Below are 15,763 nucleotides of genomic sequence, written 5' to 3' on the forward strand. Positions count from 1 at the left end.
TCAAAGTGACTGTTTATCAATACATACAAATAGTAAATGAGAGATAAATAAAAGAAGCAACAAGGCTGTTAACACAACCTTGTTGGATGAGTATTACTTGACAGCAGCTGAGCGTCCATATATGTCATCAATGATAATCATCATCAATGATAATCAATCAGCAGATACGTTTGCGGTCTGCTGGGTTGATTTGTTATCTTCACGTTCTGCCTCTCCAATAAGTTTTCCCAACTCAATCATATTTCTCAAATAGGCCTGCATTTTTTCTTCAACGAATAACTTTCTGAATAATTCGTAATTAGGCTGCCGAGTCAAAGAATCACCACATCCAGCAGCAAGTAACCCTCCGAATGAACCAGATTGCCGCATATCCTCAATTAGTTGCACGACATCTCTAGAGATAATCTCGCTATTCTGAAGCGATGCCTTCTCCATAATACTCATTCCCTTCGATGTAAATTGGCAAGTAAGTGTGGCGAGGTTTTTATCCCCATATTGTGGGATTTTTGACAATTTAGAAAAGTCTACTTCAGCAAACTTTGAAAGTAGGCCGACATTTAATATTCTTTGTAACTCAACAACATTTCTTTGCCGTTTTTCACCACTGACCTCCCAATCTAGTAGCATGAATGGGGTTGCAACCATGCCCCAGCCTATCCTTACATCTTTCAATGCAATGGACTGGTAAACTTCTTTAGTCAAATGATCGTCAACGGATTTATATATATTGATAGATATACCCAGCGTTGCGACAGTTGCCGCGACCCACCCGACCTTAGTGATCTTCTTCAAGCCTTGTCGTTCACTATGATAGGTGTCTCCAAGAACAGCGGTAATCGCACCGATAAAGGTAAATACATGACCTAGTGTTGTGAGTAAAATATCCATCTTTAACTCCTTGGAGAAGATAACATTTTAGTATTTATGCGACACGCAGTTTGTGTTGCATAATCGCTTGTTGGACTGAGCAGCTCCCCGTTCGATGTGTCATAGGAATTTGCTTTCTATAGACATTAGCCAAATCATTTAGTTTGAACAGCTAATCTATTATTAATGAAGCTTTCCCTGCATTGCTCAGCGCTTATTATGTATTCATTACACCTAAATTTGCCTTAATAAGCAATTATATTTTTTACGCGTACAAAGGCCGCTAGCCTGAGCAATTAAGTAGGTTAACTAATTGATTTTAATTAGCTATCTAGCTGCTAACTCTTTCGGTCTACTTTGCTCGGTGTTGCATCTAACTTAATTACGCCAATTAGCCGCAAGATACCTGTTCGACAATGTAGACAAGGCCAATGCGGTATCAGTGTCACGTTTTCTGTCTTTGGCCTCTTTGCTCTGCGTGTGTACGATGCCAGCAACCTTATCAGCCTAACTTTCGCTTACGACATGCATTGGCTAAAAACCGTAATGCCGAATACGCATTCGGCCCTTTAGACAAAGTATCTACACTCATGTTTTACAGCAAGACGCAAAACGCTGTTATTAACCCTTTGAGCAAAATTTTCTAGCTTATTTTGGGCAGGAATGAGCTGACTAAACGGCCGCTATGTAGAATAAGGCTAACATTGACGACCGTCTCTTGTTTGCTCTAAGGTGAAGTCTAAACCCGCTCTTTTTAACTGTAAGATCGGATATGATACTACCCTGTTTAACATACACGAGCGTTGTTAGGGCTACTCTACCCTAAGCTTGATCACCATTCGAAAAGGTGGGCCATTTTTGAAATTGTTTTCAAGCCAATGCCATGGCTATTACGCTTGGCATATAAGTGCTGTAGGGATTTATCTTTAATTTCACCGACAATGACTTCTTTCACTTGATAACCCATTGCCACAGCAGCTGACGCATAAGCAACAAACTCCCATTTCTTGATATTGGTGTTATCAACAACGACCAAAGGGATACCTTCAGCTAAGGCGTTAATAAACCGGGCTAAGTTTAAGTTGTGATATTCTGAAAGGCGTTGTTTTTCAAAATGATACTCGCCGTTTTCATTAAGAAAATAATCATCGGTTGAACAGATAAAATACTGTGTTTCATCGCCGGAGACTAGGTCGTCGGCTAGCGTTTGCGCATAATGCGATTTTCCAGAGCCAGGTAGACCCCTCAAAATAAAAACTTGTTTCATCGAGTTTTGAACGTCACTGTTAGTATTAATAAAGCTATTTTTATCATCGAACATTCATAATGCCACAGTCCGACTGTTTTTTCATGGCTTTTACTCATTCTTTTCAGCCCAGTTTTTTGCATTTCAGTGTTTTTTTATTTGTCCATCGCAGGTAAGATACGGCTTACATGACGATAAGACACTCTGTCTTTTAATTTACAAATAAAAAATAAATCATTTGGAGTAAAGATGAGCCACACAGCGATAACGGAGCTACTAGCAGGCACCGTTGCGGTTGACAGCCAAGTAACAGTAAAGGGCTGGATCCGTACACGACGTGATTCAAAAGCAGGTATTTCATTTCTAGCCGTTCATGACGGTTCTTGTTTTGACCCTATTCAAGCCGTAGTCCCTAATTCGCTGAATAATTATGACGAAGTGACTCGTCTTACTGCTGGGTGTTCAGTAGCGGTGACTGGTGTGCTTGTACAATCACAAGGTCAAGGTCAATCTTTTGAGATCCAAGCGAACAGCGTTGAGGTATTAGGCTGGGTTGAGAATCCAGATTCATACCCAATGGCTGCAAAACGCCACAGTATTGAATACTTACGCGAACATGCGCACCTTCGCCCTCGCACTAATGTTATGGGCGCGGTTACGCGTGTACGTAACTGTCTTGCACAAGCTATTCACCGTTTTTATCATGAGCGTGGCTACCAGTGGATCAGCACGCCTATCATTACCGCAAGTGACTGTGAAGGCGCAGGCGAGATGTTCCGTGTATCTACACTTGATATGAACAACCTACCACGCACAGACAAAGGCGATGTAGACTATTCAGAAGACTTTTTTGGTAGAGAAGCATTTTTGACCGTATCTGGTCAGCTTAACGGTGAAACATACGCGAGTGCCCTTTCAAAAATCTATACTTTTGGTCCAACATTCCGTGCTGAAAACTCAAACACTTCTCGTCACTTAGCAGAATTTTGGATGGTTGAGCCTGAAGTGGCATTCGCCGACCTTAACGACATCGCAGCACTTGCAGAAGACATGTTGAAGTATGTGTTTAAAGCAGTACTTGATGAACGTCGTGATGATATGGAGTTTTTCGCACAGCGCATCGAAAAAGATGCCATTACTCGCCTAGAATCATTCATCGATAAAGACTTTGCTCAGGTAGATTACACAGATGCTATCGAAATTCTAAAAGCATGTGATAAAGAGTTTGAATTCGCTGTTGAGTGGGGTGTCGACTTACAATCAGAGCACGAACGTTACCTTGCTGAAGTACACTTTAACGCACCAGTAGTTATCAAAAACTACCCTCGTGATATCAAAGCATTCTACATGCGCCAAAACGAAGACGGTAAAACCGTTGCTGCTATGGACGTCGTTGCGCCTGGTATTGGTGAAATCATTGGTGGCTCACAGCGTGAAGAGCGTTTAGATGTGCTAGATGCGCGTCTTGAAGAGATGGGCTTAAACAAAGAAGATTACAGCTGGTACCGCGACCTACGTAAGTATGGAACAGTGCCTCACTCAGGCTTTGGTCTTGGCTTTGAGCGCTTGGTTGCTTATGTTACTGGCATGGGCAACGTACGTGACGTTATTGCCTTCCCTCGTACTAAAGGCAGCGCGACTTACTAAAACGTCACAAACTCAGCTTTGCTAAAAACGCTCCCTTTTATGGGAGCGTTTTGCATTGTGCGTTTAGAGAGCTCTCATGATAACGTCAGCACTTTACTATAGTTGTACCAACATAGCGCTCACCCGAGTTCAAAGAACCCTACCAATTCAAACGCCTAAGCATTCGAATGCACAACACAGCCCTTAATGTAATGTGATGTAATCGATTAATTTGCATAACCATACTTAAATTAAACACCGAAAACACTTTATTAACAAACCTTTTAAAGGGAGTTTTTTATGTTTAATACTGTCACCAATCAGCAAGCAAAAGCCACAGCAGATCACCTACAAGCTGCACTGCAACCTAACAAGCAAGGTTTTGTCCCAGATTACAATATACCTTTACTCGCAACAGGAGGAGGAAATAGCCAGCCAGAAACCCTCAGCGCACTTGGGCCATTGGCAGATCTCATCGGCACTTGGGCAAGCGCTCGTTTTGCGGGATTTAACGTCATGCCGCTGCCGCAAGAAACTGCTCCAGAAGGGGTTATACTATTTAATTTCCCTTACTACGAGGTGATCACCTTTAGCGCCACACAAGGAAAAGTAGTAAATCGAGGTGGCGATTATCAACAAAATAGTTATACGATCTTTTATGAGCAACGTGTATTTTTTGCCGACGGTGACAAGAAAGACCAACTTGTGCATGCTGAAAATGGCACTTGGCTCAATTTAGCCACCACCAATCAAGGTTCAGGTAAATACAACCGCCCTCCTTATATCCCCGCTCCTTCAGGTGGAGCAAACGTGCCAATACAAAATCCAGAGCATGCGATAGTCAAACAGGTTTCAATTCCACACGGTAACTCAATTTTAGCACTTGGAAATCATCACTTTGTCGATGGTCGTCCAGAAATTCCCATTGCCAACACGCTGCCGCAACCAGAAACTAAGGCAGGTACTGCCATTGCGGGTTTGTATGGAGAAAACTCACCGAGTAATCCAAATATCAATCCGAATATCGTGTTAGAACAACAATTGCTAGTTAACCAAGCATATAACCCTATCACTAAAACGGATATTTTGACCGTTAACAGTGACAATGATGGATTAGTTTCAAGTATCCCATTTTGTAAAAACCATGTAGACGTTCCAAACTTTTCTACCACTTACTGGATAGAAAGGTTATCCAGTGGCGCGTTGCAACTGCAATACACACAGAATATTTCGCTACAGTTTAACAACACCAAAAACAGCAAACTACTGTTTCCCCACATTACTGCAAACACCCTGTTTAAGGTGGGATAGCGATACTAGGATTTCGCTTAGGTTCAAAATATAAGTTGATATCTACAGTGTAGTTAGTCAGGTCTCAACCTTGTTGTTATTTGCCATGGCGAATTTAGCGGTGTCTATCGCCCGGCACCAAACATCAATCTAAAGCCATGACTTTGGTCATAAAGGATTTGAAAATGAGTAATGACGTTAAAGATCTTCAGGTTCAGCTCACAGAGCTAAGTTCAAAAGTTAAAGAATTAGAAAAGCAATATTCTGAGCAGCAAGCAGAGGGAGTACGTAAATGCGACGCTTGCGCCCTTACGTGCAGTCCTTGCTATTTATGTACTCCTTGCACTCCTTGCACTCCATGTACTCCATGCTCGCCTTGTACAAACTGCCTCCCTTGTGTTGTCAATTTCTGTAACTGCTGCTTTCACTGTCAGCCAACAGCTACGCCAGAATCTGCATCACTGCAATGTCTACAGTGTCAACCTTCAGGGGGCGCTAGCGCTCAATGCGCACAAAGCATACAGTGTGTTCCTTGCATCGTTTCGTTCTGTGTAACCTGTCAGCCTGCGCAGTGTGTTACTTGCCAGACAACACAATGTGTTTTATGTCAACCGCAGTGCGTTACTTGTCAACCGACACAATGTGTTTTATGTCAACCGCAGTGTGTTACTTGCCAGCCAACACAATGTGTTTTATGTCAACCGCAGTGCGTTCCTTGCCAACCAACACAATGTGTTTTATGTCAGCCGCAGTGTGTTACTTGCCAACCAACACAATGTGTTTTATGTCAACCGCAGTGTGTTACTTGCCAGCCGACACAGTGTGTGTTGTGTCAACCCTCAGTTAATCACTTTCAAGGTGCACAATTGTGTGCCGGAAGTAACCCAACATACCAATGTTATACCTGTACACCAGGTCCAATCTATTGCTGTATGTTGAGTGCAGTTCAAGGATAAAGACATTAGCGAAGCCTCTTTATCGGGGCTTCCATAACTTACAGAGGATGCATATGAATAAAGATAAAATAAGGCTATCACCTGCCGCAAGTATCTTACCTAACGATGAGGGAGTATTGTTACGCTCTGACCTTGGAGACTTTCAACTCCACGGAAAAGACATAAGTACTTTTGTTGACGACATTATTCCTTTATTAAATGGTGACTTTGGCCTCGATGAGATTGCATCACAAATAACGCAATACTCTAGCGCTAGTGTTGAGCAATTATTGCGCCTATTGGAGCAAAAAGGCCTCATTGAACGCGTTATTATCGACTCAACTTCAGCTCCTTGGCCTGAACAATACCGCTTTAATAACGCGTGGCAAAATGAGGCAAAGCGTGACCCTCGAACACTCAAAAATAACCGAATTCTGTGCATAGGGTTAACGCCTTGGGCAATGCCTATGCTAGAAGAGCTGTTGAATGCTGGCGTGGGGTATATTCATATTCTTGATAATAATAATTGTACTAACCAAAGTGGCTATTATCATCATGCAGTTAATCACCTACCAAGTAATACTACAACGATCGACGCATTCACAGACTACCTAAAGCAACGCTTTGTTCACTCAGAAGTTAGTGCACAAACTGCCGAACTGAACTCCTCATTAGATGAAGTTATTCTTCAAAACTGGGATCTGGTTGTTATTTCTCTACCATCGGACTCGCTCAGTGCGCATACCAACATCGCCACGCATTTAGCTACGCTTGCACTACCTACTTTTTACGTCTCCATTGATGGACTAACCGGGCATGTAGGTCCATATGTTACCAATCAAGGTGGTGGATGCTGGAACTGTTTACGGCTGCGAAAACTTGGCACCGCAATAAATCCGCAAACTGCACACAAGATTGATGAGATCACGAATAAAGCACATTCCGGCGCTCGAGCCCATTCAATTTTAAGTAGTATGTCAGCATCAATCGCAATGCAGGCTGCAACTGATATACAAACCATTTTGTTACAGTACACGCAATCTGTGCTGCAAAATACTACCAGAACAACCAATTTGGTTAGTGGAGAAAGCTCGCTCCACCCTATTATTTCAGTGCCTGAATGCCCAGTATGCTCTGGCCCTAGCGAACAAGATATCTCTGCTAGCAATAACACCTTACCAGCCATTTCTGAATTACAGACAGTTGAACAATTTAAAACAATGATGCGAGGTTGGGTTGACCCTGAATTTGGCGTGATAAAACAACTAACGGGCCATGCCCCCCACTTGCCTGAACTCCCTGTCACCGCATCTGCAAGCCTAAGTAGTTTTACAAGTGGTCAGTTTGATCCGAGAACACAAGGCCAAGTTGGTTCAGGCAAAGGATTAGACTCGCTTTCAGCTCATATTAGTGCCGTGGGTGAAGCGCTTGAACGTTATTCAGCAGCGAGATACGATATTCGTAACTGTCGTTATGCCACGGTAAATCAACTTCAAGGAGACTATGTAAACCCAGCAGATCTGGTCCTCTATTCTCCCGAGCAGTATGCAACACCTGAGTTTCCCTTTAGCAAATGGCGAAGCAAACAAAAAATTCATTGGGTTGAAGGCAATTGGATTGGCACAAGTCGCGCTACTTGGGTACCCGCATTAGTGAGCTACTTTAATTTTAGTTGCCCTTATGAAGAGCAATTCAGTCAAGTTTCTTCCAATGGCTTAGCGGCAGGTAAAGATAACGAAGATGCCGCTATCAGAGCTTGCTTCGAACTCATTGAAAGAGATGCGATGATGCTTACTTGGTACGCCCAACTCCCTTGCACTAGATTAGATGCCGACTCTTTGCTAACTGGTAAGTTGAAGCTCATGGTCGAATCGATAACGCAGCGAGGCATAGCACTAGAATTATACCTTCTTGACGTCGGCATCCATATCCCAACGGTGGTTTGCCTTGGTCTAGGCGATGGCATCACCACGCCTGCGGTATCAGTTTCATTAGCAACCCATGACAACATCAATGTGGCTGTCACCAAAGCATTATTAGAGCAAGGTCATGTTATGCCCTATCTTTGCAGCCTAATGCAGAGTGGGCATAAAGCTCCACAAACCGTAGAACAGGTCAGGACGTTAGAAGATCATGCCGCGTTTTATTTCTCTAACGCGCACTTATCCACCTTTAACTTTATGAGACAGCCTGCATCTGAATCTAAACCGCTATCATGTTGGCCTTATCCTACACTTGAGGGAGCCGCAGATCTAAGACAGCGCATTACCAAAGCAGGGGTTGATATTGCCATTGTTGATGTCACTGCCTCCGACGTTGCATTAAGTCCATTTAGAGTGGCTCGAGCCGTTGGCGTTAATATGCAGCCTATTCATTTTGGTGAACAATTCAAGCGCACTGACAACCCAAGATTGCATAAACTCTTGGCTGGCCGTGCGGTTAACTTGTATCCACACCCCATTGCATAAGGACTCAGCTATGAAAGTTTTAGTATGCGGAACAAATTACGGTGCTACTTATATTCGGGCATTACAATTTCAAAATACGGGATTGATGCTCAGTGGCATATTGTCAACAGGTAGCCTTCGCTCAACTCATTACGCTCAGTCCTTTGCGGTGCCACATTACACCGATGTAGAACAGATAACAAACCAACAAGTGGATATTGCTTGTGTGGCTATCGCTGGCGATGCCGGTATTGAGATTGCCACCGCCCTATTAAAAAAGCATATTCATGTAATTTGTGAGCACCCAATTGGGCAGGCCTCGATGACAGAGGTACTAGCAGTAGCCAAAGCTAATGGCGTTAGATTCTGGGTAAACGCCCATTTCGCCGATCTGTACCCTATTCGTTCTTTCTATGACAGCTACTTCAGTGCCGCAGCACAAGGCCAATGTATGCATCTAGACATCGCCGTTAACCTCAGGACACTGTATTCGGGACTGGATTTAATTTGTCGTCTGTTTACCGACGAAGTTGATGTGACAGTAGCCATTCAACCGAAGGCTACTTCGAGCGCGTTTGTTAGTATTTTGCTACAACGCGGGGAGATGTCCATTTCGCTGCTTTGTCAAAACTTTGCGTCTGAGTTTGATGATGGTTCAGCAACATTTATCAATCATAGAGTCTCAGCCATATTTAACCATGGCACATTACTGCTAAGCGATACTTATGGTCCGTTAACTTGGTTACCATCACCTATCACTATGTCTAGTAAAGAGTGGCGAAGCCACTACCTGCTGGAGCAACATGCGTTTACGGTGAATGAAATAATGACATTGCGCGATAAAGCCAACTTAGCCGTACTTGAACAACTTAAAGCCGTTATCTATGGCGACAGCGACTGTCCCCATTTTCAAACGCCTGACTACCTAATTGCATTATCAAAGCTTTGGGAGAATGTGTATTTAGTATTGAATGGAAGCAATGAGGCGGGTTAAAGAAAATATGTCGAAAAAGTAATAACAGCTAGCGTAGCTCAGTGACCCATTTTGAGGCGATAGCACAGCTGTGGGCAAGGTAGCGACGTCTGTGTCGGCAAGGTAAAAGTTTTTGTTATTTAGTCGCTCAATTTGAGGGAGTATTAACGCTAAATGGAATAATAGAGTGGATCGAACAGATCCACTCAAAGCATAGACTTAAAGTACGTCTAGTAGTTCAACGTCAAAGATCAACGTTGAGAAAGGTGCGATTGCAGCACCTGCACCACGCTCGCCGTATGCAAGCTCATGCGGCACGTATAGACGCCATTTAGAACCTGCTGGCATCATTTGAAGTGCTTCAGTCCAACCTTTGATCACGCCATTTACTGGGAATTCAGCTGGTTGACCGCGCTCGTAAGAGCTGTCAAATGTCGTACCGTTGATTAGAGTACCGTGGTAATGAACACGTACTTTTGAATCTTCAACAGGCTTATCACCTTCGCCAGTTTCAACTACTTCATACTGAAGACCAGACTCAGTTACTGTTACTTCAGCACGCTTTGCATTTTCTTCTAGAAATGCAACACCTTCAGCTGCTAATACTTTCGCTTCTTCTTCACGACGCTGTTGGATTTCAGCATTGATCTTCTCAAATGCTGCTTGAATTTCAGGGATCTCAACGCGGAAGCTGTCACCAGCATAAGCGTCTTTCATACCTTCGAATACAGAGTTAAGGTTTAGACCTTCAAAAGGGTTTGCTTTAAGTTGCTCACCCATTTGTAAACCAATACCGTAGCTCGCTTTATCTGCGTCTGTGTTGAATTGAGACATAGTCTTTCCATATTTTTTATTAACAAGAACCTTAGATTGTATCACAGCCAAAATAGGCAAGATACCGGAGCTGCTTGATTATCAAGCAGTCGAGCTATTCGTCGGACACAAAAAAACCGCTAGCTAGCGGCTTTCTCTTCGGCATATTGTTTGAGTTTTTTCATTACAAAGGTTGCAAATGGCAGCAATAATACAAGGCCTATATTAAGCTCATCACTGTACTCTCCCAAGCTACCAACAAAGTAGTGTCCAAATCCAACCACACCAAATAATGCAATAACCACACTGGCGATTTCTGGCCAGGATTTTTCATATTTAGTGATCAGATGACCAACGAGGCAATTGAATAAAAAAACATGCAGCAGCGTCATCGAAATATCAGGGTCTTGTTGCGAATCAATCGACAACGTTAGCGCCATGTTTAGGCCGCTAAGATAAAAATAACTAAATACAATCCAAATAGAACTATGTTTTATTATTGCCATGTTACTAGCCGCAGACATACACGCCTCCAAACGAAAAAAACCGCCATTTGGAGGCGGTTTTGGGAATGAGGTGGCGGAGAGATAGGGATTTGAACCCTAGATACGCTATTAACGTATGCCGGTTTTCAAGACCGGTGCTTTCAACCACTCAGCCATCTCTCCGTTGTTGGCGCGCATTTTATGGAGTTATCCATCGGTTGTAAAGCACTATTTCGATTTTTGCATTCAAAAGCGCAAATAATAGCCGAATAATCAATAATATTGCTTTGGCCTTTTGGCAATGTAAGCAAAAATACAACTGGCGATAACCATTGCAATCACGATGATCCCCGAATCAATCATACCGATGACTGCGTTTTTTGCAGGCAGCACTTTTTCAATGATAACCGGAATAGATGAAAACAACACAACGGTACTAAGCACTTTGAATGCTCTGGAAAAATCAAATCGCTTGGTGTAACTCATCCATGTTGTTAGTAATCCTAATACCAAAATAGGCGCTAATAGCCCCATCCATATCTCACTGGTATAACTCGATAATGCAACGGTTGCCGTGCATCCTATCAAGCTCCAAATAATCCAGGCGGTCCAATTTTCCCGTTCTTTTAAAAATAAATTACCCATGACACATCTTCTTTCAATTAGCTTGTTATTTTTATTATTGTTATAGAAAACAGGATTTACTGTCTTAGAGTAGCAAACATACTGGCTATAAAACAACCACATCGGTTGTGACAGTTTAAATAATGAAAAGTTCAACAAAAAGTATCAAAGAATGTGTTACCACAACATTAATCGCTGTATAAAAAAAGCGCAGCTATTGCTGCGCTCACCTTACTTTATTTTTACCCGTGGAATTTAACTTTCAGCTTTATCAAGTTCATCCACTAATAATTTGGTTTCATCCGCCCTCGGTTTTGTAAATCTCGCTAAACCGAGATAAACGACAGGTGTGAGGTAAAGCGTAAAGAATACTGCCAAGCCTAAACCGCCAAATACGACCCAGCCGATCGCATTTCTCGACTCAGCACCTGCGCCTACCGATAAAATCAACGGTAAAGCACCAAGCAATGTGGACACCAAAGTCATCATGATAGGACGCAAACGGATCACTGCCGCTTCTTCAACGGCTTGTCTTACTGACCGTCCTTTGTCACGTAACTGATCAGCGAACTCAACTAACAAGATGGCATTTTTAGCAATTAAACCAATCAACATCACTAAGCCGATTTGCGAATATATGTTTAGCGAAGTACCAGTAAGATACAGCGCCAATATGGCGGAAGTGATCCCAAACGGAACTGTGATCATAACTACAACGGCACTATTCACGCTTTCAAATTGTGCAGCAAGTACGAGCAATACAATTAAGAATGCCAGCACGTAGGTAAGTAACACTTCGTTGGCCGTTTCTTCAAACGTTAACGCTTCCCCTTTAAACGCCAGCGTCACGCTGTCGGGTAAACTCTGATCTGCTAGCGTTCGTAATTTTTCAACCACTTCTGCCATAGGCATGTCTTCTGGCTGTTTCATATCCAGCTCGATACTACGACGCTGCGCATGGCGTTCAAGCTCGGCAGCTACGCCCTCTTCTACAATAACGGCAAGGCTACTTAGCGGAACTAATGCACCAGAGCGGCTGCCAACATAAAGGTTAGCCAAATCACTTGGGTCTCTGATGGTATGGTTTTGAGCTTGCAGCATAATTGGTATGGATTGATCGCCAACATTCAAATCAGCAACATCATCGCCATTAATGGCCGCCCTAAGTGTCGTTGAGATATCACTCAAACTAACGCCAAGCTCTTCTGCTCTTCGACGGTCAATGTTTACGCGCAGCTGAGGTTGTGAGGGTTGATAAGAGATTTGCACTGGAGCCACGTCTGGCATTTCTTTTTCAACCAAAGCCGCAAATTGTTGCGCTGCTTTAAAAATCTCTAAATAGTCGTTACCAAGTAGCGCAAGCTCGATACCACCACCTTGGCCTCTTAGGTTTAAGCTATTTGCACCAAAGGCACGAGCAGGTGCACCTGGTATATTACCAAGCGGTCCTCTGATCTTATCGATAATTTCCTGTTGCGAGAAATGACGCTCATCCCAATGCTTTAATGGCACAGTGATAAATACAATATTTGGATCCCACTGACCAACAACCGTATAGATAGACTCTATTTCTCCACTTTCCACAAAAGGTAATAAAATGTCCTCCATTTGTTTGGCTTGTCGGTCCATAAAGTTAAGGCCAACACCGTCAGGCCCTCTTGCGAAAATCCGAATTTTACCTCTGTCTTCAGATGGCAAAAGCTCATTATCCAATTGCGAATAGAGCGCACCTGATAGGCTCGCAATAACCACAAATACACCAAAGGTTAGCCATGCATGGTCAAGTACCCAGTGGATCGTACCGCGATACATTTCTGCGAGTTTCACACCAATACTCGAAAACAGGTGCTTTTTGCTATCTTGCTTTACTTTTAACTTAGATGTTAATGCTGGCACCAATGACAGTGCCACAAATGAAGAAATAATCACGGCACCAGCTAACACGCCACCAAACTCCCTGAACAATCGGCCCGCAGTCGAGGGTAAAAAGGCAATCGGTACGAATACCGCAGCAAGTACTGCGGTTGTCGCGACTACAGCAAAGAAGACTTCTCTTGTCCCAAGTACCGCCGCGGCGCGACGACCTATCCCTTCGCCACGACGACGCTGAATATTCTCACTAACAACAATCGCATCATCGACGATAAGTCCAGTGGCCAACACCAGTGCTAGCAAGGTTAAAATATTAACAGAGAAGCCAAGCGCCCAGATCAGCGCCAAAGAGCCGATAAGCGCGACCGGGATTGCAAAAGCTGGAATAAGCGTCGCACGCCACGAGCCGATAAATACCCAAAGCGTGAATACCACCAGCAATATGGTTATCACTAACGAGCTCAAGACTTCGTCTACGGATGAGCGAATAAACTGTGCATCATCGGAGGTGACGAATAGCTCCAGATCTGGAAAGCGTACTTTTATCTTATCGACGAGCTGTAGTACTTCATCTGAGATTTCAATGGTATTAGACTGTGCTTGGCGAATGATCTCAAGCCCAATTACAGGCTCTCCGTCGAGTCTAACCATCGAGCGAGGATCAGCCGGTCCAAAATACACAGAGGCGATATCCCCCACCCGAGTCTCACCACGAATGATGATATCACTCACCTGCTCAGCGGTTACTGAAGTGGCATCAGCACGGACAATCAGCTGTTGATCGTCCGACTTTAAACTGCCTGCAGGTACATCAAACGGGGCTTGTCTAAGCGCCGCAGCAACATCCGGAACGGTTAAATTAAAGCTTGTCAGTTTTAACGGATCAAGTCTTACGCGCAGCACCCGCTCTCTATCGCCGTTCAGGCGCACATCGGCTACGCCAGGAATAGTTAAAAACTGCGGCGCTAAGTCTTTTTCTACTCGCTCGGTCAATCCTTCAAGTGTTAAAGAGGCACTACTTACAGTTAAAGACACCACGGCTTCTGCATCATTATCCGCTTTTATAATGGACACCCGTTCAACTTCTTCAGGTAACTCTCTTTGTACTCGAGAAACGGATTCGCGTGTTTCATTTGCCGCATCGTCTAGGTTAATGCCCGGACGAAATTCAACAACAATCCGTGCATTATTCTCTTCACTTTGTGCACGAATGCTTTTTACACCACTGACACGCGCGACTGCCCCCTCTAACTTACTCGTTACTTCGGTGTCGACGGTCTCAGGCGAGCCCCCAGGAAACGATGCGGACACCGTTAAACGCGGCCTATCTACATCAGGCAATTCACGAACTTCAACGCCGGCAAGAGCAGCAATACCTGCAATAATAATCAATAAATTTAATACAACGATTAACACCGGACGGCGAATGGCCATCGACGGTAAATCTTGTAACTGTGGTAACTCCGGTTTAGTCACGATTTATTCCTTCGCCAGTGCATTCGTCACCGCAATTTCTTGCTCAGGACGAAGACGTTGCACCCCTTCTACAACTAATAACTCTCTTGCAGCCAAATCGCCTGATACCAGCAATTTACCCGGCAGCCGCTGTTGTATTTTGACATCAATACGCTTAGCTTTGCCATCTACTTCTTTCCATACATAAGGACCTGTTGCGCCCCAAAGCAGTGCGGCTTCAGGAATAACGGCAAACTCTTCACCCAATACCGTTAGCGATACTCTAAAGCTCATTCCAGGCAAAAAACGGTCATTGCGGTTTTCAAAGATGGCTTTGATTTTTAGTGTGCGGGCTGTTGGGTCTATTCTAGAGTCCATTTGCGCTATCTTTGCGTCGATCCGTGTTGAATTATCATTCCAAGGTGTCAGCAGCACGCTATCGGTCGATTTAAGCATGCCATACGCCGATTCCGGTGCCGCAAATTGAACATACAACTTATCAAAGTTATCGATACTCGCAATCGCGGTTTGGGTGGTAATGCGATCTCCAACCTCAACGTCGGTGAGTCCCATTACGCCAGAAAAAGGGGCGATCACTTGGCGGTCTTCTAATTCATTCTTAGCTTGGATCAAGGCGACCTTTGCTAAGTCTCTGTCCGTTACCGCTTTATCTAATTCATTAATTGGAACAGCGCCGCGCTTTTGGCTATCGGTTAGACGGTCGACGGTGCGCTGCGCATCTGCAAGACGAATTTTAGCTTCTTCAAGCGCCGCTTTTTGGCGGCGTGAGTCTAGCTCCAATAGCAAAGTACCCGCTTTAACCTGATCGCCCGGTTTAAAATGTACCGCAGTCACCCTATCACCAATTGCGGGATATAAAATAACCGATTGAATAGCTTCAGCATTACCTACTGCTTGAATTTGCTGGCTACTGCTTTCGAATTGAATAGGCTCTGCAATCACTTGCGAAGGTTTGGCCAAAGCGGCATTAGTTATCAGCATAGTGGCCGTAAAAACCACCAAGCGCGTTACTTTACACATATTAACCTTAATAATTTCCATTGTTCTTAGCTATATTTGAGTGTAACAGTTAATCACTCACATCAAGATAAACTATTCGATAACACACA

At 43.8% G+C, this 15,763-nt stretch carries 12 protein-coding genes, 1 tRNA gene and 1 pseudogene; 5 read left to right on the plus strand and 9 right to left on the minus strand.

The genetic code is table 11. From position 1 onward, the window contains the following. Positions 1 to 153: 153 nt before the first annotated feature. From L1271_RS14055 to L1271_RS14060, 3 genes and pseudogenes are all read right to left on the minus strand, one after another. Positions 154 to 888, minus strand: coding sequence for a hypothetical protein (locus L1271_RS14055; RefSeq protein WP_206472969.1), 735 nt, complete (start codon positions 886 to 888; stop codon positions 154 to 156). 317 nt (positions 889 to 1,205) lie between these two features. Further along, a pseudogene (locus L1271_RS24935) lies at positions 1,206 to 1,437 on the minus strand (IS91 family transposase); the annotation flags it as partial. Between the two features lie 262 nt (positions 1,438 to 1,699). Continuing rightward, complete coding sequence (locus L1271_RS14060; RefSeq protein WP_026000942.1) at positions 1,700 to 2,134, minus strand: AAA family ATPase; 435 nt, start codon at positions 2,132 to 2,134, stop codon at positions 1,700 to 1,702. Between the two features lie 228 nt (positions 2,135 to 2,362). Between L1271_RS14060 and asnS the strand changes: the two genes are divergently transcribed. The 5 genes from asnS (at position 2,363) to L1271_RS14085 (ending at position 9,405) form a co-directional block, all read left to right on the plus strand. Continuing rightward, the gene (gene asnS / locus L1271_RS14065) at positions 2,363 to 3,760 is read left to right on the plus strand and encodes an asparagine--tRNA ligase (RefSeq protein ID WP_235368091.1); all 1,398 of its coding nucleotides are present in this window, start codon (positions 2,363 to 2,365) and stop codon (positions 3,758 to 3,760) included. A 279-nt stretch (positions 3,761 to 4,039) separates the two neighbouring features. Further along, the gene (locus L1271_RS14070) at positions 4,040 to 5,050 is read left to right on the plus strand and encodes a heme-binding protein (protein WP_010604792.1); all 1,011 of its coding nucleotides are present in this window, start codon (positions 4,040 to 4,042) and stop codon (positions 5,048 to 5,050) included. 552 nt (positions 5,051 to 5,602) lie between these two features. Further along, positions 5,603 to 5,968, plus strand: coding sequence for a hypothetical protein (locus L1271_RS14075; protein WP_235368092.1), 366 nt, complete (start codon positions 5,603 to 5,605; stop codon positions 5,966 to 5,968). A gap of 70 nt (positions 5,969 to 6,038) precedes the next feature. Next, the gene (locus L1271_RS14080) at positions 6,039 to 8,432 is read left to right on the plus strand and encodes a TOMM precursor leader peptide-binding protein (RefSeq protein ID WP_235368093.1); all 2,394 of its coding nucleotides are present in this window, start codon (positions 6,039 to 6,041) and stop codon (positions 8,430 to 8,432) included. 10 nt (positions 8,433 to 8,442) lie between these two features. After that, entirely contained in the window at positions 8,443 to 9,405 is a 963-nt protein-coding gene (locus L1271_RS14085) for a Gfo/Idh/MocA family oxidoreductase (protein WP_102056825.1), read from the plus strand. A 198-nt stretch (positions 9,406 to 9,603) separates the two neighbouring features. Here L1271_RS14085 and L1271_RS14090 read toward each other — a convergent pair whose 3' ends face one another. The 6 genes from L1271_RS14090 to L1271_RS14115 all read right to left on the minus strand — a co-directional run bounded on the left by L1271_RS14090 (position 9,604) and on the right by L1271_RS14115 (position 15,695). Continuing rightward, on the minus strand, positions 9,604 to 10,218 hold the full coding sequence (locus L1271_RS14090) for an FKBP-type peptidyl-prolyl cis-trans isomerase (RefSeq protein WP_010604796.1): 615 nt from the start codon (positions 10,216 to 10,218) through the stop codon (positions 9,604 to 9,606). Between the two features lie 119 nt (positions 10,219 to 10,337). Further along, positions 10,338 to 10,721 (minus strand): hypothetical protein, encoded by a 384-nt coding sequence (locus tag L1271_RS14095; RefSeq protein WP_102056827.1) that lies wholly within the window; start codon positions 10,719 to 10,721, stop codon positions 10,338 to 10,340. 53 nt (positions 10,722 to 10,774) lie between these two features. Further along, a tRNA-Ser gene (locus L1271_RS14100) sits at positions 10,775 to 10,865 on the minus strand. Between the two features lie 90 nt (positions 10,866 to 10,955). Beyond that, positions 10,956 to 11,327, minus strand: coding sequence for a hypothetical protein (locus L1271_RS14105; RefSeq protein ID WP_010379077.1), 372 nt, complete (start codon positions 11,325 to 11,327; stop codon positions 10,956 to 10,958). A gap of 234 nt (positions 11,328 to 11,561) precedes the next feature. Next, complete coding sequence (locus L1271_RS14110) at positions 11,562 to 14,612, minus strand: efflux RND transporter permease subunit (RefSeq protein ID WP_172439979.1); 3,051 nt, start codon at positions 14,610 to 14,612, stop codon at positions 11,562 to 11,564. A gap of 45 nt (positions 14,613 to 14,657) precedes the next feature. Beyond that, the gene (locus tag L1271_RS14115; protein WP_235368094.1) at positions 14,658 to 15,695 is read right to left on the minus strand and encodes an efflux RND transporter periplasmic adaptor subunit; all 1,038 of its coding nucleotides are present in this window, start codon (positions 15,693 to 15,695) and stop codon (positions 14,658 to 14,660) included. Positions 15,696 to 15,763 lie beyond the last annotated feature (68 nt).

The sequence above is a fragment of the Pseudoalteromonas sp. OF5H-5 genome (assembly GCF_021530695.1).
Lineage (GTDB): Bacteria > Pseudomonadota > Gammaproteobacteria > Enterobacterales > Alteromonadaceae > Pseudoalteromonas.